Below are 20114 nucleotides of genomic sequence, written 5' to 3' on the forward strand. Positions count from 1 at the left end.
GGGGAGGGGGTGGAGGAGTTGGCCCTGGGCTAGTGGCGGGAGGTGCACCCGGCGTTGCTGGCGCGGAGGAGGGCGGGGCAGCCCACTCCGCGGCACGCGCGGCAGGGCCCGCCCCTCGGGCATGTCCGGAACCGGACGGGAACACGGCAGGAATCCGGACAACCACGTAGCGTGATGCCCTCCCCGGACCTCCTGGTGACCTTTCGCCGGGGGAGGGGAACAATGGCGGGAACACCCCTTATCGCGCACCGGGGGAACCGAGGGGCCCCGGGGCGGCTGGCGTGAACTGGCGGGTCGGCGCCGGGCGCGTGTGACGGCGACGTGACAGGTGCCTGAAACGGTTTGCCGAACATGCGTAGGGTGCAGACAACTCACGAGAAGGAGCGCGCCGGGTCCGCGGCGCACGGGGTGCGGGACGATCGGCGGAGGAGGGAGCCGGAGCGATGGGCGACCACAAGGAACAGCCCTTGCGGGTGGGCGCGGCCGTGCGGCGACGACGCCGCGCGCTGGACCTTACCCTCGCCGTCGTGGCCGAGCGCAGCGGCCTGTCGGTTCCCTTCCTCAGCCAGATCGAGAACGAGCGGGCGCGTCCCAGCCAGAACTCCCTGGAGAAGGTCGCCGACGCCCTGCGCACCACCGCCGTGGAGCTCCTCGCCGCCGCCGACCCGGCGTGCAGCGTGGACGTCGTCCGCGCCGAGGGCGCCGAGCCGTGGGCGGAACCGCGGGTGCGCCCCCTGGTGCGCGGTCATCACCAGATGCACGCCTCCGAGTTCACCGGCGACCATGACGCCGGCCGTGAACTGCAGTTCCGCAACGACCAGTTGATGTACGTGGCGGACGGTGCGGTGGAGATCGAGGCGGAGGGCCGCGCGTACCGCCTCGGCCGCGGCGACACCCTGTACCTCACCGGAGGCGTCCGGCACCGCTGGCGGGCCACGGTCCCGGAGACCCGGCTGCTGGTCGTCGCCGTCGCCGAGCACATCGAGGCGCTGCGGGACAAGCCCCGCCGGTGAGCCCCGCCAGGGTCGTCTCCCTCGTCCCGTCGCTGACGGAGGCCGTGGCGCTCTCCGCCCCCGGCTCCCTGGCCGGCGCCACCGACTGGTGCACGCACCCGGCCGGGCTGGACGTCGTCCGTGTCGGCGGCACGAAGAACCCGAGGACCGACCGGATCGTCGCCCTCGCCCCCGACCTGGTGATCGCCAACGAGGAGGAGAACCGCGGGAGCGACCTGGCGGCCCTGCGCGCGGCGGGCCTCGACGTGCTGGTGACCGAGGTACGGACGCTGCCCCAGGCCTTCCACGAACTGGACCGGGTGCTCACGGCGTGCGGGGTGCCCGCCCGCCCCCGCTGGCTGGACGAGGCCGAGGCGGCCTGGGCGGCGCTGCCGGCGCCCGCGGAGCGCCGGACGGCGGTCGTGCCCGTCTGGCGGCGGCCCTGGACGGTGCTGGGCCGGGACACCTTCGCGGGCGACCTGCTCTCCCGCCTCGGCGTCGACCACCTCTACGCGCACCACCCGGAGCGCTATCCGCGCGTCCCGCTCGACGCGCTGCGCGCGGCGGGCCCCGACGTGGTGGTCCTCCCCGACGAGCCCTACCGCTTCACCGCCGACGACGGCCCGGAGGCCTTCCCCGGCCTGCCCTGCGCCCTCGTCGACGGCCGGCACCTCACCTGGTACGGGCCGTCGCTGACCGGGGCGCCGGCGGTGCTGGGGCGGGCCCTGCGAGCAGCGCGCCGCTGAACAGGCCGCGCGCCGTGCACCAGGCGGCGGTGGCCCAGGCACCGGCCAGCAGGGCGTACAGGGCGAGCGCCAGGACGTCGTAGACGAGCAGCCCGGTGTGCGAGGCGAGGGCCCCGGCGCCGGTGACACAGGTGCCGACCGGGAACGTGAACGACCACCACGTCATCGCGAAGCGCATGCCCCGCCGCCACGCCCGTACGACATGCGCGGCGGCGAGGCAGAGCCACAGCAGCGCGAACCCCGTGACGGGCACCCCGTACAGGACGGCGAGCACACGGAAGCCCTCGTCGTACGGCGCCGGTACGACCCCCGGGGCGATGTCCGCGAAGGCGCCGACGGCGGTCGTGGACTGGCCGAGCGGCCCGAGCACCAGGAACAGCGACGGGGTGAGCGCGAGGGGCAGCGGACCGTCGGTGAGCAGCCGGCCGAAGACCAGCGGCAGCGTCATCAGGGTGGCCAGGAGGCTGAGCCCGAACATCGCGACACAGGCGAGCAGCAGGGTCGCGCGGGGCTGGCCCTGAGGGAGGTACGGCACCAGCCGGGGCCCGAGCGCGGCGGACACCATGGGCGCGACCAGCGGCAGCAGCCAGACGGGCGTCACCTCCCGCGCCGTCACCCGGTGGCGTACGGCCATGAGGTACGGGACGGCCACGGCGGCGGCCAGCCCGACGGCCGTACCGGCGGTGAACAGCACGGCGTCGAGGACGACGGCCGCGCGCAGCCCGGTCCAGTCCCGCCCGAGGGTCAGGGCGCCGCCGCCGACGGCCAGCAGGGCCATGGAGAGGCAGCCGTAGAAGGGCGCCACGGCGGGGTCGAGGAGGTGGGCGCGAGCCCGGTCGCGGTGGTGGGCCCAGTGCAGGGCGCGGGCGGCGAGCAGGACCGCCAGGAGGGCGAGGGACAGCGCCCAGACGGTGGTGAGCACGGGGCGCGGGACGGTCGCGTGAGCGGGGAGCGCGGCGCCCGCTCCGGCGACGATGGCGGTGCCCATCACGCAGGCGTACCAGTGGGGTCCGAGGTGACGGACGGCGGTGGCACGCGGGGGCCGTGCGGTGGCACGGGGGAGGGGTGGCAGGGGCCGGGTTGCGGTGACCATGGTCATACGGTCGGGCCGGCGGGGCGCCGGCACCAGGGAGCCCTCCTCTATGGCGGCATAAGCTGGGCTTATGAGCACAACGGATGAGTACGACCCTCCAGGGCACCGCTCCGCGAGCCCGGGGTCCCTGTCTCACCGGGTGCCGGACCTCGGGGCGCTGGAGCTGCTGCTGGCGGTGGCGCGGCTGGGGAGCCTGGGCGGGGCGGCACGGGAGCTGGGCATCACCCAGCCCGCCGCCAGCAGCCGGATCCGGTCGATGGAACGACAGCTCGGGGTGGCGCTCGTCGACCGCTCGCCGCGCGGGTCGCGGCTGACCGACGCGGGGGCGCTGGTCACCGACTGGGCGCGGCGGATCGTGGAGGCGGCGGAGGCCTTCGACGCGGGCGCGCAGGCCCTGCGGGACCGCAGGGACTCACGGCTGCGGGTGGCGGCGAGCATGACGATCGCCGAGTACCTGCTGCCGGGGTGGCTGCTCGCGCTGCGCGCGGACCGGCCGGACACGGCGGTGTCGCTGCTGGCCGGGAACTCGGCGGCGGTGGCGGAGAGGCTGCTGGCGGGGGAGGCGGACGTGGGGTTCGTGGAAGGGCTCACGGTGCCGCCGGGGCTGGATTCCGCGGTGATCGCCCATGACCGGCTGATCGTGGTCGCGGCGCCGTCGCACGCGTGGGCCCGCCGGCGGCGGCCGATCGCGGCGGAGGAGCTGGCGAGCACGCCGTTGATCCTGCGGGAGAAGGGGTCGGGGACGCGGCAGGTTCTGGACGCGGCGCTCGGGGGGTTGGCTCGGCCGTTGATCGAGTTGTCCTCCACCACCGCGGTGAAAGCGGCGGCTGTGGGTGGGGCGGGGCCGGCGGTGTTGAGCGAGCTCGCGGTGGGGGAGGAGTTGGCGATGCGGCGGCTGGTGCGGGTTCCTGTGAACGGGATCGCTCTCGCCCGCGATTTGCGTGCGGTGTGGCCCACGGGGCACCGGCCGACCGGGCCGGCGCGGGATCTGCTGTCGCTGACGCGGGGGTGAGCCTCGTTGGGGCTGGGCTGGGCTGGGCTGGGGTGCGCTGCCCGGCGCTTACGGGGTGCCTCCCCCACTCTCGGCTCCGCTCGAGCGGGGGGACCCCCACCGCCCACCCGTGCCGCCCTGGGGGTACCTCCCAGGCCCTTGAGGCACTGGGGGAGGCACGACTGCCCGCGGTGGGCGGGCTACTTTCCCGCGGGAAGCGGCTGTGTGGCGTTGATCAACGCTTGCATTACTCGTGTGTCCTCACCCATCTCCGGGTGCCACTGGACGCCCAGGGCCCAGGCGGGTGTCGGGAGTTCGATCGCCTCCACCGTGCCGTCCTCCGCGTACGCCGACGGGATCAGGTTCCTGCCCAGGCGGTCCACCGCCTGGTGGTGGTAGGTGGGGACGGAGGTCTGTTCCGGGGCGATGCCGCCGTAGAGGGTGCCGGGGACCGGCTTGACCGGGTGGTGACCGAAGACGCCCGGCACCTCCGCGTGGCCGTCGATGTGCTGGACCAGGGTGCCGCCCAGGGCGACGTTCAGGAGCTGCATGCCGCGGCAGATGCCCAGCAGCGGGATCCGGCGGTCCAGGGCCGCCTCGATCAGGGCGAGTTCCCAGGCGTCCCGCGTCCGGGCGGGAGGTCCCGTGCGCGGGCCGGGCTCGGCGCCGTAGCGGACGGGTTCCACGTCCGGGCCGCCCGCGACGACCAGGCCGTCGAGCCGGGCCACGGTCGCCGCCGCCCGCTCCGGCGCGTCCGGGGGGAGCATCGCGGCCAGTCCGCCCGCCCGCTGCACCAGCCGCGGATAGCCGGCCGGCAGCAGCGCGGCGTCCAGTCGCCACACTCCCCAGCGCACACCGGACTCCGCGTACGTGCTGATGCCGATGAGTGGTCCGGCCGTCATGCCGAGCACCTTTCCCGCACCTCAGTCCCGTGACAACTCGGCCTCGGCCGCCGCCAGCGCTGCGAATTCCTCCTCCGGCGCCTTCGCCACCAGGTGCCTGCGGCTGTAGAGACCGAAGTACGCCACGGCCACGATGTAGACCGCCAGCGCGATGAACGCCGCCGTCACGTCCACCAGGAACGTCGCCACCAGCGCCGCACAGGCCAGCACCAGCGCCACCGACGAGGTGAGCACCCCGCCCGGCGTGCGGTACGGCCGCGGCAGCTCCGGCTCGCGGCGGCGCAGCACGATGTGCGAGAGGGACATCAGCGCGTACGAGATCGTCGCGCCGAAGACGGCGATGTTCAGCATGCGCGCGCCGTCGCCGGACCCGGCGGCCAGCGCGAAGCCGATCGCGCCGGGCACCAGCAGACCGAGGTAGGGCGCCCTGCGGCTGCTGGTGAGGGAGAGGAACCTCGGCAGGTAGCCCGCGCGGGACAGCGCGAAGAGCTGGCGCGAACCGGCGTAGATCAGCGAGAAGAACGACGCGACCAGTCCCGCGAGGCCCGCGTAGTTCACGATCCGGCTGAGCGCCGTCGCCTCGCCGTCCGGCTGGAGCGCCTCCACCAGCGGGTTGCCCGCCTCCTGGACCGCCGCCGAGCCGCGCGCCCCGGCCGCCGCGAAGAAGGTCACCACGGCCAGCACCACCAGGATGCCCATGGACCAGCGGATCGCCCTCGGCAGCGTACGGGCCGGCTCCCTGGTCTCCTCGGCGGCCAGCGGTACGCCCTCCACGCCCAGGAAGAACCACATGCCGAACGGGAACGCCGCCCAGATGCCCAGCAGCCCCATCGGCAGCCAGGAGTTCGCGCCGAACGCGGAGGAATCCACCGGGATGTCGTCCAGCGAGGAGGCGTCGAACTCGGGCAGCGCGCCGAGCGCGAACACGACCAGCGCCGCCACCGCGATGCCCGTGACGACGAAGCTGAAGCGCAGCGCCTCGCCCACGCCCCACAGGTGGATGCCGATGAAGATCACGAAGCAGGCCAGGTACACCGGCCAGCCGGACTCCAGGCCGAACAGGCCCAGCGACTCGACGTAGTCGCCGATGAAGATGGAGATCGCGGCGGGTGCGAGGACGTACTCGATGAGGATCGCGGTGCCGGTGAGGAAGCCGCCCCACGGCCCGAGCGCCCGGCGGGCGAAGCCGTAGCCGCCGCCGGCCGTGGGCAGGACCGACGACAGCTCGGCGAGGGCGAAGACCATGCAGGTGTACATGGCTCCCATCACCACCATGGCGATCGCCAGGCCGCCGAAGCCGCCCTCGGCCAGGCCGAAGTTCCAGCCCGAGTAGTCGCCGGACACGACGTAGGCGACGCCGAGGCCGGTCAGCAGCAGCCAGCCGGCGCTGCCGCGGCGCAGCTTCCTGCGTTCGAGGTAGTCGTCCGGCTCATCGGCGGGTTCACGGGACGCGGATGGAAGGCTCACAAGGCGACTCCCCAGGGGGCGGCGACGGCAGGGGGCAATGGAACGGATCCAGACCTTTGTGGGCCCATACCTTCGTGGCGCGGACACCGCGAGCGCAAGCCCCGTGCGTTAAGCCGCGGTAAACCATCCGCGTGGCGTCACGCCCTCACGCCAGGAAGCCCCGCAGCAGCGCCGCCGTCCCCGCGCAGTGCTCGCGCATCATCTCCCTCGCCCCGTCCGCGTCCCCCTCCAGCACCGCCTCGACCAGCGCCGCGTGCTGCCGCTGCGAGTGCTCCAGGTTGCGCACCAGCAGCGGGATGCAGTCCAGCAGGTCGTTCACCGTCGCCCGTACCGCCGCGTACTGCGCGGTCAGCGTCGGCGAGCCGCACAGCTCCGCCAGGGTGAGGTGGAACAGCGTGTCGAGGCGCCGGTAGTCGCCCAGCGGCGCGTCCTGCGTGCCGGACAGCGCCGCGCGCAGCCGCGCCGCCCGCTCCTTCGTCAGCCCGTGCGCCGCGCACAGCCCCGCCGCGCCCACCTCCAGCACCTCACGGAAGCGCAGCACGTCCTCGATGTCGACCTCGGCGATCCGCCGCCGCAGCTCCTCCTCCCCGGTGTCCGTCGGGCGGGGCAGCACGAACGTCCCGCCGTACCGGCCGCGCCGCGACTCCACCAGACCCTGGTCCTGGAGCACCTTCAGCACCTCGCGCAGCGTCACCCGGCTGATCCCCAGCCGCTCCGCCAGCTCCCGCTCGGCCGGCAGTCGCTCCCCGGCCGCCACCAGGCCCAGCCGCACCACCTGGAGGATCTGCTCCAGCGCCTCCTCGAAGCCGTTGCCCGCGCGGACCTGCCGCAGCACCGGCGCCAGGCGGTCCCCGACCGCGCCGGCCGTGTCGTCCGGCATCCGGCCGTGCCCCCTTCCCAAGCAATGGTTCCCGGCAATACCTTAAGGCTCCCGGCTCGGCCGAAGAAGGCCGGAAGAAGCTCGAAGAAGCCCGCAGAAGCCCGAGGAGGCCCTCCCGTGGCAGACCGCACACCCCCGCTCACCGTCGAGGAGCTGCACACCCTCGTCGCCGGCGGTGAGATCGACACCGTCGTCCTGGCCTTCCCCGACATGCAGGGACGCCTCCAGGGCAAGCGGTTCGCCGCGCGCTTCTTCCTCGACGAGGTGCTCCGGCACGGCGCCGAGGGCTGCAACTACCTGCTCGCCGTCGACGCCGACATGAACACCGTCGACGGCTACGCCATGTCCTCCTGGGAGACCGGCTACGGCGACTTCGCCATGTACCCCGACCTCGACACCCTGCGCCGGGTGCCGTGGAACGAGGGCACCGCCCTGGTCGTCGCCGACCTCGCCTGGGCCGACGGCACCCCGGTCGCCGCCGCCCCCCGGCAGATACTGCGCCGCCAGCTGGACCGCCTCGCCGCCCTCGGCTACACCGCTCAGGTCGGCACCGAGCTGGAGTTCATCGTCTTCAAGGACACCTACGAGCAGGCGTGGGACGCCGGCTACCGCGGGCTCACCCCCGCCAACCGGTACAACGTCGACTACTCGGTGCTCGGCACCGGCCGTGTCGAGCCCCTGCTGCGCCGCATCCGCAACGAGATGGCAGGCGCCGGGCTCACCGTCGAGTCCGCCAAGGGCGAGTGCAACCCGGGCCAGCACGAGATCGCCTTCCGCTACGACGAGGCCCTGATCACCTGCGACCAGCACGCGGTCTACAAGACCGGTGCCAAGGAGATCGCCGCCCAGGAGGGCGTCTCGCTCACCTTCATGGCCAAGTACAACGAGCGCGAGGGCAACTCCTGCCACATCCACCTCTCCCTCGCCGGCCTCGACGGCGAGACCGCCATGCCGGACTCCGCCGCGGTGCCGGACGCCATGTCCGAGGTCATGCGGCACTTCCTCGCCGGACAGCTCGCCGCGCTGCGCGAGTTCTCCCTGCTCTACGCCCCGCACATCAACTCGTACAAGCGGTTCCAGCCCGGCTCCTTCGCCCCGACCGCCGTCGCCTGGGGCCGCGACAACCGCACCTGCGCGCTGCGCGTGGTCGGCCACGGCCGCTCCCTGCGCTTCGAGAACCGGCTGCCCGGCGGTGACGTCAACCCGTACCTCGCCGTGGCCGGCATGGTCGCGGCCGGGCTGTACGGCATCGAGCAGAAGCTGGAACTGCCCGAGCCCTGCTCCGGCAACGCCTACACGGCCGGCTTCGCACACGTCCCCACCACTCTGCGCGAGGCCGCCGAGCTGTGGGAGAACAGCGCGATCGCCAAGGCGGCCTTCGGCGACGAGGTCGTCGCGCACTACCGCAACATGGCGCGCGTCGAGACCGACGCCTTCGACGCCGCGGTCACCGACTGGGAGCTGCGCCGCTCCTTCGAACGCATGTGAGGCCCTCCGTGTCCGACCAGCCCCCCGAGCTCCAGGTACGCAACCCCGCGACCGAGGAGGTGATCGCCACCGTCCCGGCCGCGACCCCCGCCGACGTCGACGCCGCCGTCGTACGCGCCGCACGCGCGCAGACCGCGTGGGCCGCCCTCGCCCCCGCCGACCGGGCCCGGCTGCTGCGCCGGTTCGCCGCCGCGGTCGACGAGCACGTCGAGGAACTGGCCCGCCTGGAGGTCCGCGAGGCCGGCCACACCCTCGGCAACGCCCGCTGGGAGGCGGGCAACGTCCGCGACCTGCTCGACTACGCGGCCGGGGGAGTGGAGCGTCTCACCGGCCGGCAGATCCCGGTCCCCGGCGGGGTGAACGTCACCTTCCTCGAACCGCTCGGCGTCGTCGGCGTCATCGCCCCCTGGAACTTCCCCATGCCCATCGCGGCCTGGGGCACCGCACCCGCCCTCGCCGCCGGCAACGCGGTGCTCCTCAAACCCGCCGAGACCACCCCCCTCACCGCCCTGCGCCTCGCCGAGCTCGCCCTGGAGGCGGGCCTGCCCGAGGGCCTGTTCCAGGTGCTCCCCGGGCACGGCCCCGTCGCCGGGAACGCCCTCGTCGAACACCCCGGCGTCGCCAAGATCGTGTTCACCGGGTCGACGACCGTGGGCAAACGGGTGTGGGCCAAGGGCGCGGACCGCCTCAAGCGCGTCACCCTCGAACTCGGCGGCAAGAGCCCCAACATCGTCTTCGCCGACGCCGACCTGGAGGCCGCCGCGGCCGCCGCCCCCATGTCCTTCCTCGACAACGCCGGACAGGACTGCTGCGCCCGCACCCGCATCCTCGTCCAGCGCTCCGCGCACGACCGGTTCCTGGAACTGCTCGCCCCCGCGATCGAGGCGGTCCGGGTGGGCGACCCGGCAAACGAGGACGTGGACATGGGCCCGCTGATCTCCGCCGCCCAGCTCGCCCGCGTCCGCTCCTACGTCACCGACGACCTCGACGGCATCCGCGGCAAGGCCCCCGAGGGCCCCGGCTACTGGTTCCCGCCCACCGTCCTCACCGGCGTCGGCCCGGACGACCGTGTCGCCGTCGAGGAGGTGTTCGGACCCGTCGCCGTCGTCCTCCCCTTCGACGACGAGGCCGACGCCGTCCGCCTCGCCAACGCCACCGACTACGGACTCTCGGGCTCGATCTGGACCCGGGACGTCGGCCGCGCCCTGCGCGTCTCCCGGGCCGTCCGCGCCGGGAACCTGTCCGTCAACTCCCACTCCAGCGTCCGCTACTGGACCCCCTTCGGCGGGTTCAAGCAGTCCGGCGTCGGCCGCGAGCTCGGCCCGGACGCGCTGGCCGCCTTCACCGAGACCAAGAACGTCTTCATCAGCACGGAGGCCTGAGGGCACATGAGCGAAGAGAACATCTGCCGCCGACTGGTCGGCCGCACCGCCGTCGTCACCGGAGCCGGCAGCGGCATCGGCCTCGCCACCGCCCGCCGGCTCGCCTCCGAGGGCGCGCACGTCGTCTGCGGGGACGTGGACGAGGCACGCGGCAAGGCCGCCGCCGAGGAGACCGGCGGCATCTTCGTGAACGTCGACGTCACCGACCCCGAGCAGGTCGAGGCACTGTTCAAGGCCGCGTACGACACCTACGGCAGCGTCGACGTCGCCTTCAACAACGCCGGGATCTCCCCGCCCGACGACGACTCCATCCTGGAGACAGGGCTGGACGCCTGGAAGCGGGTCCAGGAGGTCAACCTCACCTCCGTCTACCTGTGCTGCAAGGCCGCCCTCCCCTACATGCGGCGCCAGGGCAAGGGCTCCATCATCAACACCGCGTCCTTCGTGGCCCGGATGGGCGCGGCCACCTCGCAGATCTCGTACACCGCCTCCAAGGGCGGCGTCCTCGCCATGTCCCGCGAACTCGGCGTGCAGTTCGCCCGCGAGGGCATCCGGGTCAACGCCCTGTGCCCCGGCCCGGTCAACACCCCGCTCCTGCGGGAACTGTTCGCCAAGGACCCCGAGCGCGCCGCCCGCCGCCTGGTGCACATTCCGCTCGGCCGGTTCGCCGAGGCCGACGAGATCGCCGCCGCCGTCGCCTTCCTGGCCAGCGACGACTCCTCCTTCGTCAACGCCACCGACTTCCTCGTGGACGGCGGGATCTCGGGGGCGTACGTCACCCCCCTGTAGCCGTCGTCGTTACAGTGCCCGGATGAGCATGACGCCCCCGCCCGGCTGGTACCGCGACCCGCACGCACCGCACCTGGAACGCTGGTGGGACGGCACGGCCTGGACGGAGCACCGGCGCACGCCCGGTGCCCCCGCCGCGCCGCCGGCCCCGCCCGCCGGCGGCACCGGCCGCACGAAGGCGGTCGCGCTCACCACCGCCGGGGCCGTGCTGGCCGCGGCGGTCGTCACCGGCGCGGTGCTCCTCGGCGGGGACGGCGGCGACCCGGAGACGCGCACCGGTCCGACGGCCACCACGTCCGTCCCCGAGTCCCCGTCGCCGTCACCGTCCGCGTCCGAGTCGCCCGCCGGGGACCCGGACGTGGTCGAGGACCAGCTCAACGGGATCACCTTCCCGCTCCTCGACGGCTGGGTCCGGCCCGAGAACGTGACCCAGGACGACGTCGTCATGACCACCGACGGCACCCACGACTGCCCCGGCGACGGCAGCCTCTGCCGGCACGGCCTCGTCGTCTCCCGCACCGTCACCGAGAACGACGAGACCTCGCCCCGGGCGCTCGCCGAGGAGGACATCTCCGACGCGGCCGACGCGGCCTTCGACAAGGACTCCCTCGGCCAACGCCCCTACGGAGGCCTGGAGTCCCACGAGGTCGTGAAGTCCGGCCCGGTCGCGGTGGCGGGCCGCGCCGGCTACCTCGTGCGGTGGCGCGTCACCACCGCCAAGGGGCCCGGCGGCTACGTGCAGTCACTGGTGTTCCCCTCCAGCGTCGGCACCGGCTCCCCGGTCCTCGTCCGCTACGTCTTCGAGGCGGGGGAGGACAGCCCGCCCCCGGCCGACATGGACCGCATCACCGAGGGCATCCGCTCGGTCACCGACACGGCCTCCGGCGGCGGCGTCGGCAGCAGCATCGGCCCGGCGGACTGAGCCGTCACAGGAACGTGTGGCCCTCGCCCCGGTACGTCGGCACGGTCGCCGTCACCGCGTCGCCCTCCACCAGGTGCAGCGCGTCGAACCGTTCGCACAGCTCGCCCGCCTTGGCGTGCCGGAACCACACCGTGTCGCCGATCAGCAGGTCGTCGGCGGGCGAGCCCAGCAGCGGCGTCTGCACCTCGCCCGGCCCCTCCTGCGGGTCGTACCGCAGCCCCTCGGGCAGATACGGCACCGGCAGCCGGTCCGCGCCGGCCGCGCCCGACGCCGGATAGCCCCCGCCCAGCACCGTCACCACGCCGACACCGGGCCGCCGTACGACGGGCAGGGCGAACAGGGCCGCCGGACGCCCGCTGAACGACGTGTAGTTGTCGAACAGACGCGGCACGTACAGTCCCGAACCGGCCGCGATCTCGGTGACCGAGTCCTCCGCGGCGGTGTGCTGCACACTGCCCGTGCCTCCGCCGTTGACGAACTCCAGATCCGGTACGGCCTCCCGCACCGCCCGCACCACCGCGGCCCGCCGCTCGGCGAGTTCACGGCGCGCGACGGCCTGCATCAACCGCACCGCCCGCGACCGCAGCGGCCGCCCGGCCACCGCGTCGCCGACACCGGCCACATGACCCTCGTACGCCATGATCCCGACGAGTGCGAAGCCAGGGCGCCGGGCCACCGCGCGCGCGAACTCGGCGACCCGGTCGGGGGAGTGCAGCGGGGAACGCCGGGCGCCGATCCGCACCCGCCCGCCGAGCAGCTTCAGGGACGTGTCCAGCTCCAGGCAGACGCGCACCACTTCGTCGCCGCCCCCGCGCGAGGCGTCGATCAGGTCGAGCTGCGCCGGATCGTCGACCATGACCGTGACGGCGGCGGCGAGCTTGGGATCGGCGGCGAGCTCGGCGTAGCGGGCGCGGTCGGCGGAGGGGTAGGCCAGCAGGACGTCGTCGAAACCGGAACGGGCCAGCCACAGGGACTCGGCGAGGGTGAACGACATGACGCCCGCGAAACCGTCCCGGCCAAGGACCCGTTCGAGCAGCGCGCGACAGCGTACGGACTTGCTCGCGACCCGGACCGGCTTCCCGCCGGCCCTGCGGACCAGATCGTCCGCGTTGGCGTCGAAGGCCTCCAGGTCCACGATCGAGAAGGGGGCGTCGAGGTGGGCGGTGGCCCGGTCGTAACGGGCCCGGTCGGCGGCGCGCGCAGTCATGGGCGCAGCCTGCCAGACGGGATTACCGCACGGTAGGGGATGTTCCGGGCAGATGCCGCGGCCCTGCGGACTGGTTCCCGTTCGACGCGGACCACGCCGTAGAGTGACGCGCACGCACGACGGCGGAGCGGCGCCGGACGGAGGTCCGGACCGGGATGACGCGTCGTCCGTGCGGGTATCTCTACCCGGGACGAGTCCGTTGCCGGGCGGGCACGACGAAACGGGGGGTGCATGAGCACGGAAGCGCGCCGCGCCTCCCACCCCCCGCGCCCCACCGTCCCCCCGCGCCCCGCACACCCACCGAGGCCGACGGAACAACCGGAAACCCCCGCCGCCCCCCGCGGCAGCACCTCGGGCGGCTCCGGCCTCTTCGACCCCCGCGAACCCGCGCGTCCGCCGGCGGAGGGTTCCGCCCGCACGGACGTCGACGGCGCGGTCGGTCCTCGTGGGCGGACCTCGGGCGGCTCCGGCCTCTTCGACCCCCGCGAACCCGCGCGTCCGCCGGTGGAGGGTTCCGCCCGCACGGAGGCCGACGGCACGGCTGGTCCTCGTGGGCGGACCTCGGGTGGTTCCGGTGTGTTCGGGTCCCGTGAGTCTGCGCGTCCGTCGGTGGAGGGTTCCGCTCGTACGGAGGCCGACGGCGCGGTCGGTCCCCGTGGGCGGACTTCCGGTGGGTCCGGTGTGTTCGGGCCCCGTGAAACCGCGCGTCCGCCGGCCGGGAGGGTCGGTCCGCCGCGTTCTCCGGGCCTCGGTGACGGCGTGGCCGCCGGTACGGGCCCCGTCGCACCCCCGCCTCCGCGTGCCTCCGCCCGTTTCCCCGACACGCCGCCGACCGTCGGCCGGGGGACGCGGGCCCCGGGCGGCTCGCCCTCCGTACCGCCGCAGCCCACCGCGCGTGGCACGGCCACCCCTCCCGAAACCCCGTCGGAGACCACCACCCGCCTGCGCGCCGTGCGGCCCGCACGACCGGGCACGCCTCCGGCGTCCGACACGCGGCCGGGCGCCGGTCAGGAGCGCCGCCCCGGAGTGAACCCCGCGTCCGGCGACGGCGGCGCGAGCCGTTCCGGGGCGTACGCGCCGGCCGGTGCGGGCCCGGTGGACGGGCCCGATCCCGCGCTCTCCTGGAGTGCCCCCATGGCGCCGGGCGGTACGCCCGGAGCGGGGCGGCCCGTGGTGTCGTTCGGGAAGCCCGAGGGGTACGACGAGGGCGCGCGGCCCCGGCCGCTCGGGCGGCGGGGGCGGTCGCAGGCCGTCGCGGCCGCCGCCTGCCTCGTCCTCGGGACGGGACTCATCGGCGGTGCCGTCACCGGAAGCTGGCTCGCCGGGGACCCCGACGGGCCGGGCGCCCGAAGCGGCTTCGCCGCCGCCCAGGACCTGTGGCACAGCGTCCCGGTCGACCAGCTGTTCCCGCCCACCCTCCAGGGCGAGGGCGCGGGCCCCGGCGGCGCCGACCGGACCTGGACCCGTATCGCCGTGGCCCCCGACAGCGGCTGCAAGAACGCCTTCGACGCCCTCCTGCGCAAGGTCCTCGCCCCCGTCGGCTGCGAGCGCCTGCTGCGCGCCACCTACACCGACGCCACCCAGAGCCATGTCACCACCGTCGGCCTGCTGTTCACCGAGGCCGACGCCGCCGCCATGACCTCCCTCGCCCGCCGCTTCGACAAGGAACGCCTGGACCGCCGTACCGACCTCATGCCCCTGCCGTACGCCGAGCAGGGCACCGCCGCCGCCGGATTCGGCGCCGCACAGCGCGCCACCTGGACGGTCTCCGTCCTCACGGACGCCCCCGTCGTCGTCTACGCCGTCTCCGGCTGGGCCGACGGCCGCACCGTCGACACCCCGCAACCCGCCGAGGACGCCATGCAGTCCGGAGCCACCACCGCCCCCGCCCAGGCAGGCCTCGGCCACGAGGCCCAGGGCCTCGCCGACCGCGTCGAACGCGGCCTGCGCAAGAAGACCGGCACCGTCACGGAGCAGCCGTCATGAGGCCCGTCACCGGCCGGCGCCCCGCCGCGGCGGCACTCGGCGGCCTCCTCGCCACCGCCCTCGTACTCGTCCCCGCCACCACCGCGCACGCCGACGGCATCCGCGCCCGGCAGTGGTCCCTGGAGGCCATGCACACCGAGCAGGTGTGGCAGACCACGAAGGGCGCGGGCGTCACCGTCGCCGTCCTGGACACCGGCGTCGAGGCCGACCACCCCGACCTCGACGGCAACGTCCTCACCGGCAAGGACCTCGTCGGCTTCGGCGCGAGGGAGGGCGACCGCGCCTGGGCCCGCCACGGCACCGCCATGGCCGGCATCATCGCCGGCCACGGACACGGCCCCGGCAACGCCGACGGCGTCATGGGCATCGCGCCCGAGGCGAAGATCCTCCCCGTCCGCGTGATCCTGGAGGACGGCGACGACGCCCGCGCCGAGGCCCGCAAGACCCGCGGCAACGCCCTCGCCGAGGGCATCCGCTGGGCCGCCGACAACGGCGCCGACGTCATCAACCTCTCCCTCGGTGACGACTCCGCCTCCGCGCACCCCGAACCCGGCGAGGACCAGGCCATCCAGTACGCCCTGCGCAAGGGCGTGACCGTCGTCGCCTCCGCCGGGAACGGCGGCGAGAAGGGCGACCACGTCTCCTACCCGGCCGCCTACCCGGGCGTCATCGCCGCCACCGCCGTCGACCGCTACGGCACCCGCGCCCCGTTCTCCACCCGTCGCTGGTACGCCACGGTCAGCGCCCCCGGCGTCGACGTGATCATCGCCGACCCCGACCACAAGTACTACGAGGGCTGGGGCACCAGCGCCGCCGCCGCGTTCGTCTCCGGCGCCGTCGCCCTGGTCAAGGCCGCCCACCCGGACCTGGCCCCGGCCCAGATCAAGCGGCTCCTGGAGGACACCGCCCGCAACGCCCCCGCCGACGGCCGCGACGACTCCCGCGGCTTCGGCTTCATCGACCCGGCCGCCGCGATCGAGGCCGCGTCCCGGACGGAGCCGGAGGGCCTGAAGTCGGCGGCGTACGGCGACAAGTACTTCGGCCCCGGCCCGGACACCGCCGGCTCCGACGACGACACCGCCGACTGGGCGGCCCCCCTGGCGGGCGGCGCGGGCGGTGTGCTGCTGGTCGCCGCGGTGGTCCTGTGGCGCGGCCGCCGCACCCGCTCCTACGACGAGGCCTGAGCCCCGGCCGGGTCACCCGCGGTGTCCCCGGTGAACACGGACACCGCCGCCCGCGCCGCGGCCTCGGTCAGTGCGACCCCCTCCTCCCGGGTCGCACTGCCCCGCGACAGCACCGCCACCAGGTAGCCGTGGCCGCCCGCCGTCACCCGCCCGATGCTGTTGATCACCCACAGCCCGGTGGTGCTCCGCCGCAGCCAGCCGTTCTTCAACGCCCATTCCGCACCGTCGGCCGCCGCCGACACACCCCACCGCTGCCCCACGGCGATCCGCTCCATCAGCTCCCGCACATACGCCCGTGAGGCCTCGTCCAGCTCCGAACCCTCCGCGTCGAACACCTGCCGCAACAGCGCGATCTGGTCGACCGCCGTGGTCCGCGTCAGCCCCCACAGCGGGCCGTCCCCGCCCGCCGTCCCCGTCAGCCCGAACCGCTCGTTCGCGGCGTCGAGCCCGTCCGCCGTCCCGATCACCCGCCACAGCGCCGACGTGGAGTCGTTGTCACTGTTCTCGATCATGGCGGCGGCGTACGTCCTCTCCTCGGCGGTCAGCGTCCGCCCCGCGTCCTGCGCCTGGAGCAGCAGCGCCGCCAGGACGTCGACCTTGACGATGCTCGCCGTGTCGAAGGCGCCCCCTCCGTACGAGGCGCTCTCCCCGGAGTCCGGGTCGAGCACCGCCACCGACACCTCGGCGCCGTCCGCCACGTCCACCGATCCCATGGCCGCCGCCAGCAGCGCGTCCCGGTCCACCGCCGCCTCCGTCACGCTCTCCACCGCCGCTTCCTCCCCTCCGGTCGCCCGCGAGGCCGACGAGGATACGGTTTCCGCCGTCCGCGGATGCGCCCACGAGGTCATGTACATCGCCCCCGCCGCCGTACCGCACCCGGTGGCGGCCAGGCAGAGGGCGAGGGGGACCAGGGCACGGCGCCGGGACCGGCGGGCACGCTGCCGCCGCGGCCTGCTGGAGGAGTCCATGGCCGCGATGGTCGGGGCGGTGGCTGTGCGGACCGTTGGACGGAGCTGAGAACCGGCTCAGATCTCGGTGAGAGGCCGGTGAGGAACGCCGTCCACCCCCCGATAGGGTCGGTGACCGTGGCGAACAAGAACATTCCCGACTCCCCGTTCCGCGACGACGACGGCACCGCCGACCCCCGGCTGAGCGCCGCGCTCGCCGCCTGGGCCGAGGACGGCAACGCCGTCGGCCCCGTCCTGGAGGCGCTCAAGGGCGCCCGGCTGCTCGTCCCCGTCGTGGCCGTCCTCGGCGAGGTGGAGGAGGACGAGAACGGGCTGCGCCGCGAGAAGACCAGCGACATGGCCGTACCGACCCTGAAGGCCGGCGGGCGCACCGCCCTGCCCGCCTTCACGTCCACCGAGTCGCTCGCCCGCTGGGACCCGGCGGCCCGCCCCGTCGCCGTACCGCTGCACCAGGCACTGCAGGCCGCCGCGCACGAGAAGGCGGACACGGTCGTCCTGGACCTGGCCGGGCCCGTGCCCTTCGAGCTGACCGGCCCCACGCTGATCGCCCTCGCCGAGGGCCGCACCAGCACCGCCCCGCTCGCCGACCCGGCCGTCGTCGAGGCCGTACGGGCCGCCGTCGCCGCGGAGCCCGCCGTGCTGCGCGCCCACCTCGGGCCGGGACAGGCCGACGGCACTCTCGCCCTCGTCCTCGACCCCGCCGCGCCCACCGCGGAGGCCGCCCGCGCCGTGGCCCAGCGGCTGGCCGCCGACGAGACACTGAGGGCCCGCCTGGTGCACGGCCTCGACCTGGCAGTCCTGCCGGCCGGAACCACGCCTCCGGGCGAGCCCCTGTACGTACGTCCCTGACGTCCTAGCCGTAGAGCGGCCCGGTGTACTTCTCACCCGGGCCCTGGCCGGTCTCGTCCGGGACCAGGGAGGCCTCGCGGAACGCCAGCTGGAGCGACTTCAGACCGTCGCGCAGCGGTGCCGCGTGGAACGAGCTGATCTCCGTCGCGGAGGCGTCCAGCAGACCGGCCAGCGCGTGCACCAGCTTGCGGGCCTCGTCCAGGTCCTTGAACGTGTCGCCCTCCTCGGTCAGACCGAGCTTCACGGCGGCGGCGCTCATCAGGTTGACGGCGACCGTCACGATCACCTCGACCGCCGGGACCTCCGCGATGTCGCGGGCCATGGCGTCGAAGTCGGGGTTGCCGGGGGTCTCGGGGGTGTCCGAGGGGGAGGTGTCACTCATGCCCCACACGATAGGCGCAGACGCGTGTCCCCTTGACAGCAGGAGGCACGAGGCACGCGGTTAGCGCACGCCTTCCGGAGCTGCTAACCTTGTGTAACGACCGGTCGGACCCGTATGCCTCACGGCACGCGAGCCCGGCCCACAAGTGGAGGCTTCGAACTCCCACCTGGCCGCCCTCAGGGCGGCGGGTCACCGGTCAGGCGGTCCCGTCCCCGAGGCGGCGATCCGCCCGAAAGCGCGCCCCGCGGTCCCCGTGGTGGTGTTCCGGTAGTTCGAGGAACCCCGCCTGTGATCGTCCGGGGCATTTTTTCTGCTTCGGCGCGGTTAGGTCTTACGCATACAGACGTTACGCGGCTGTCCGCCAGACCGTCGCGTGGTGCTACCGAGGAGGATCCATCAGCGCCGAGCCCCGCATCAACGACCGGATTCGCGTTCCCGAGGTGCGACTTGTCGGTCCCAGCGGCGAGCAGGTCGGGATTGTCCCGCTTGCCAAGGCCCTGGAGCTTGCGCAGGAGTACGACCTCGACCTCGTCGAGGTCGCGGCGAACGCCCGTCCGCCCGTGTGCAAGCTCATGGACTACGGGAAGTTCAAGTACGAGTCGGCCATGAAGGCCCGTGAGGCGCGCAAGAACCAGGCGCACACGGTCATCAAGGAGATGAAGCTCCGGCCGAAGATCGACCCGCACGACTATGACACCAAGAAGGGTCACGTCGTCCGGTTCCTCAAGCAGGGCGACAAGGTCAAGATCACGATCATGTTCCGTGGTCGCGAGCAGTCCCGGCCGGAGCTCGGCTACCGACTGCTGCAGCGTCTCGCGGAGGACGTCCAGGACCTCGGTTTCGTGGAGTCGAACCCGAAGCAGGACGGTCGCAACATGATCATGGTTCTCGGTCCGCACAAGAAGAAGACCGAGGCGATGGCCGAGGCTCGCCAGGCACAGGAAGCCCGCAAGGCGGAGGCGAAGGCCAACCCCGGCCGTTCGATGAACGCCGCGGACCCCGACGCCGCGAACGCCGACGCCCCGGCCGAGGCTTCCGCGGAGGCGTGACCCCCGGGAGGACGCGAGTCCCCCAGGACGTAACCGAAACAAGTACGACGCTCCACCGTGCCCGGTTCTCATGACCGGGCACCGGAGCGCCACCGACGAGGAGAGAACGGCGCTATGCCGAAGAACAAGTCGCACAGCGGTGCCAGCAAGCGCTTCAAGATCACCGGCTCCGGCAAGGTGCTCCGCGAGCGCGCCGGCAAGCGCCACCTGCTCGAGCACAAGTCGTCCCGCGTGACGCGTCGCCTCACCGGCAACGCCGAGATGGCCCCGGGCGACGCCGCGAAGATCAAGAAGCTTCTCGGCAAGTGACGTACGGGCGCCACTGAGCGCCGTACGGCAGGACCGGGACCCCATCGATACCGGGTCGTGTGAGGACAACCACGGCCCCGCTACAAGGAGTTAACAAGTGGCACGCGTCAAGCGGGCAGTCAACGCCCACAAGAAGCGCCGGGCGATCCTCGAGCAGGCCTCCGGCTACCGCGGTCAGCGCTCGCGCCTGTACCGCAAGGCCAAGGAGCAGGTCACCCACTCGCTGGTCTACAACTACAACGACCGCAAGAAGCGCAAGGGTGACTTCCGCCAGCTGTGGATCCAGCGCATCAACGCCGCTGCCCGCGCCAACGGCATCACGTACAACCGCTTCATCCAGGGCCTGAAGGCCGCCAACGTCGAGGTCGACCGCAAGATCCTCGCGGAGCTGGCCGTCAACGACGCGACCGCCTTCGCGGCGCTGGTCGAGGTCGCGCAGAAGGCGCTGCCGGCCGACGTCAACGCGCCGAAGGCCGCGTGACGCTGCGTCGGCTTTGAGCCGCACGTGAGTGCAGGACCCGCAGGCTT

Annotated in this window: 20 protein-coding genes; 13 read left to right on the forward strand and 7 right to left on the reverse strand. The window is 73.8% G+C overall.

What is annotated here, in order from left to right:
- Positions 1-443 precede the first annotated feature (443 nt).
- Positions 444-1013 (forward strand): helix-turn-helix domain-containing protein, encoded by a 570-nt coding sequence (locus tag ACF1DX_RS21330; protein ID WP_391792716.1) that lies wholly within the window; start codon positions 444-446, stop codon positions 1011-1013.
- A complete protein-coding gene (locus tag ACF1DX_RS21335) occupies positions 1010-1738 on the forward strand; it encodes a helical backbone metal receptor (protein ID WP_391792717.1) in 729 nt (242 codons plus the stop codon). The genes ACF1DX_RS21330 and ACF1DX_RS21335 overlap by 4 nt, the downstream gene beginning before the upstream one ends.
- Here ACF1DX_RS21335 and ACF1DX_RS21340 read toward each other — a convergent pair.
- On the reverse strand, positions 1665-2831 hold the full coding sequence (locus tag ACF1DX_RS21340) for a TDT family transporter (RefSeq protein WP_391792718.1): 1167 nt from the start codon (positions 2829-2831) through the stop codon (positions 1665-1667). The two genes, ACF1DX_RS21335 and ACF1DX_RS21340, sit on opposite strands and share 74 nt — an antisense overlap.
- Before the next feature lie 70 nt (positions 2832-2901).
- On the opposite strand from ACF1DX_RS21340, the gene ACF1DX_RS21345 reads away from it, so the two are divergent.
- A complete protein-coding gene (locus ACF1DX_RS21345) occupies positions 2902-3843 on the forward strand; it encodes a LysR family transcriptional regulator (RefSeq protein ID WP_391792719.1) in 942 nt (313 codons plus the stop codon).
- 179 nt (positions 3844-4022) lie between these two features.
- On the opposite strand, the gene ACF1DX_RS21350 is transcribed toward ACF1DX_RS21345, so the two are convergent.
- From ACF1DX_RS21350 to ACF1DX_RS21360, 3 genes are all read right to left on the reverse strand, one after another.
- On the reverse strand, positions 4023-4724 hold the full coding sequence (locus ACF1DX_RS21350) for a gamma-glutamyl-gamma-aminobutyrate hydrolase family protein (RefSeq protein ID WP_391792720.1): 702 nt from the start codon (positions 4722-4724) through the stop codon (positions 4023-4025).
- Positions 4725-4745: 21 nt separating this feature from the next.
- A complete protein-coding gene (gene eat, locus ACF1DX_RS21355; protein ID WP_391792721.1) occupies positions 4746-6191 on the reverse strand; it encodes an ethanolamine permease in 1446 nt (481 codons plus the stop codon).
- 145 nt (positions 6192-6336) lie between these two features.
- Entirely contained in the window at positions 6337-7071 is a 735-nt protein-coding gene (locus tag ACF1DX_RS21360; protein WP_391792722.1) for a FadR/GntR family transcriptional regulator, read from the reverse strand.
- A 117-nt stretch (positions 7072-7188) separates the two neighbouring features.
- On the opposite strand from ACF1DX_RS21360, the gene ACF1DX_RS21365 reads away from it, so the two are divergent.
- From ACF1DX_RS21365 to ACF1DX_RS21380, 4 genes are read left to right on the forward strand one after another with little or no spacing between them, the layout of a single operon-like run.
- Positions 7189-8559, forward strand: a complete 1371-nt coding sequence (locus ACF1DX_RS21365) for a glutamine synthetase family protein (protein ID WP_391792723.1) — start codon at positions 7189-7191, stop codon at positions 8557-8559.
- A gap of 8 nt (positions 8560-8567) precedes the next feature.
- Positions 8568-9941, forward strand: a complete 1374-nt coding sequence (locus ACF1DX_RS21370) for an aldehyde dehydrogenase family protein (RefSeq protein ID WP_391792724.1) — start codon at positions 8568-8570, stop codon at positions 9939-9941.
- Positions 9942-9947: 6 nt separating this feature from the next.
- Positions 9948-10730 carry a 3-oxoacyl-ACP reductase gene (locus ACF1DX_RS21375; protein ID WP_391792725.1) on the forward strand — a complete coding sequence of 261 codons (783 nt, stop codon included), beginning with the start codon at positions 9948-9950 and terminating at the stop codon, positions 10728-10730.
- 28 nt (positions 10731-10758) lie between these two features.
- A complete protein-coding gene (locus tag ACF1DX_RS21380) occupies positions 10759-11652 on the forward strand; it encodes a DUF2510 domain-containing protein (protein ID WP_391792908.1) in 894 nt (297 codons plus the stop codon).
- Between the two features lie 4 nt (positions 11653-11656).
- Here ACF1DX_RS21380 and ACF1DX_RS21385 read toward each other — a convergent pair whose 3' ends face one another.
- Complete coding sequence (locus tag ACF1DX_RS21385) at positions 11657-12859, reverse strand: amino acid deaminase/aldolase (protein ID WP_391792726.1); 1203 nt, start codon at positions 12857-12859, stop codon at positions 11657-11659.
- A gap of 1026 nt (positions 12860-13885) precedes the next feature.
- Here ACF1DX_RS21385 and ACF1DX_RS21390 point away from each other — a divergent pair.
- Together ACF1DX_RS21390 and mycP are read left to right on the forward strand one after the other, a co-directional pair.
- A complete protein-coding gene (locus ACF1DX_RS21390; protein WP_391792727.1) occupies positions 13886-14845 on the forward strand; it encodes a hypothetical protein in 960 nt (319 codons plus the stop codon).
- Positions 14842-16029 (forward strand): type VII secretion-associated serine protease mycosin, encoded by a 1188-nt coding sequence (mycP, locus tag ACF1DX_RS21395; RefSeq protein ID WP_391792728.1) that lies wholly within the window; start codon positions 14842-14844, stop codon positions 16027-16029. The genes ACF1DX_RS21390 and mycP overlap by 4 nt, the downstream gene beginning before the upstream one ends.
- Here mycP and ACF1DX_RS21400 read toward each other — a convergent pair.
- Positions 16014-16997 carry a serine hydrolase gene (locus ACF1DX_RS21400; protein WP_391792729.1) on the reverse strand — a complete coding sequence of 328 codons (984 nt, stop codon included), beginning with the start codon at positions 16995-16997 and terminating at the stop codon, positions 16014-16016. The genes mycP and ACF1DX_RS21400 overlap by 16 nt on opposite strands.
- A 117-nt stretch (positions 16998-17114) precedes the next feature.
- Between ACF1DX_RS21400 and ACF1DX_RS21405 the strand changes: the two genes are divergently transcribed.
- The gene (locus tag ACF1DX_RS21405) at positions 17115-17846 is read left to right on the forward strand and encodes an SseB family protein (RefSeq protein ID WP_391792730.1); all 732 of its coding nucleotides are present in this window, start codon (positions 17115-17117) and stop codon (positions 17844-17846) included.
- A gap of 4 nt (positions 17847-17850) precedes the next feature.
- Here the strand turns inward: ACF1DX_RS21405 and ACF1DX_RS21410 are convergent, their stop codons facing one another.
- A complete protein-coding gene (locus ACF1DX_RS21410; RefSeq protein WP_391792731.1) occupies positions 17851-18228 on the reverse strand; it encodes a DUF1844 domain-containing protein in 378 nt (125 codons plus the stop codon).
- Between the two features lie 395 nt (positions 18229-18623).
- On the opposite strand from ACF1DX_RS21410, the gene infC reads away from it, so the two are divergent.
- From infC to rplT, 3 genes are all read left to right on the forward strand, one after another.
- Positions 18624-19277, forward strand: a complete 654-nt coding sequence (infC, locus tag ACF1DX_RS21415; RefSeq protein ID WP_217130446.1) for a translation initiation factor IF-3 — start codon at positions 18624-18626, stop codon at positions 19275-19277.
- Positions 19278-19391: 114 nt separating this feature from the next.
- Positions 19392-19586, forward strand: coding sequence for a 50S ribosomal protein L35 (gene rpmI / locus ACF1DX_RS21420; protein WP_003977225.1), 195 nt, complete (start codon positions 19392-19394; stop codon positions 19584-19586).
- A 97-nt stretch (positions 19587-19683) separates the two neighbouring features.
- Entirely contained in the window at positions 19684-20067 is a 384-nt protein-coding gene (gene rplT / locus ACF1DX_RS21425) for a 50S ribosomal protein L20 (protein WP_004933571.1), read from the forward strand.
- The last annotated feature ends 47 nt before the right edge of the window (positions 20068-20114 follow it).

This window comes from Streptomyces sp. NPDC014676 (assembly GCF_043084105.1).
GTDB lineage: Bacteria > Actinomycetota > Actinomycetes > Streptomycetales > Streptomycetaceae > Streptomyces.

What these genes read in the sequence shown, in the direction of transcription:
- ACF1DX_RS21410 (WP_391792731.1), bottom strand. Translation starts at nt 18,228, where the DNA reads ATGAGTGACACCTCCCCCTCGGACACCCCCGAGACCCCCGGCAACCCC.
- ACF1DX_RS21380 (WP_391792908.1), top strand. Translation starts at nt 10,759, where the DNA reads ATGACGCCCCCGCCCGGCTGGTACCGCGACCCGCACGCACCGCACCTG.
- ACF1DX_RS21340 (WP_391792718.1), bottom strand. Translation starts at nt 2,831, where the DNA reads ATGGTCACCGCAACCCGGCCCCTGCCACCCCTCCCCCGTGCCACCGCA.
- ACF1DX_RS21345 (WP_391792719.1), top strand. Translation starts at nt 2,902, where the DNA reads ATGAGCACAACGGATGAGTACGACCCTCCAGGGCACCGCTCCGCGAGC.
- ACF1DX_RS21385 (WP_391792726.1), bottom strand. Translation starts at nt 12,859, where the DNA reads ATGACTGCGCGCGCCGCCGACCGGGCCCGTTACGACCGGGCCACCGCC.
- ACF1DX_RS21360 (WP_391792722.1), bottom strand. Translation starts at nt 7,071, where the DNA reads ATGCCGGACGACACGGCCGGCGCGGTCGGGGACCGCCTGGCGCCGGTG.
- ACF1DX_RS21375 (WP_391792725.1), top strand. Translation starts at nt 9,948, where the DNA reads ATGAGCGAAGAGAACATCTGCCGCCGACTGGTCGGCCGCACCGCCGTC.
- ACF1DX_RS21350 (WP_391792720.1), bottom strand. Translation starts at nt 4,724, where the DNA reads ATGACGGCCGGACCACTCATCGGCATCAGCACGTACGCGGAGTCCGGT.
- mycP (WP_391792728.1), top strand. Translation starts at nt 14,842, where the DNA reads ATGAGGCCCGTCACCGGCCGGCGCCCCGCCGCGGCGGCACTCGGCGGC.
- ACF1DX_RS21400 (WP_391792729.1), bottom strand. Translation starts at nt 16,997, where the DNA reads ATGGACTCCTCCAGCAGGCCGCGGCGGCAGCGTGCCCGCCGGTCCCGG.
- ACF1DX_RS21330 (WP_391792716.1), top strand. Translation starts at nt 444, where the DNA reads ATGGGCGACCACAAGGAACAGCCCTTGCGGGTGGGCGCGGCCGTGCGG.
- rpmI (WP_003977225.1), top strand. Translation starts at nt 19,392, where the DNA reads ATGCCGAAGAACAAGTCGCACAGCGGTGCCAGCAAGCGCTTCAAGATC.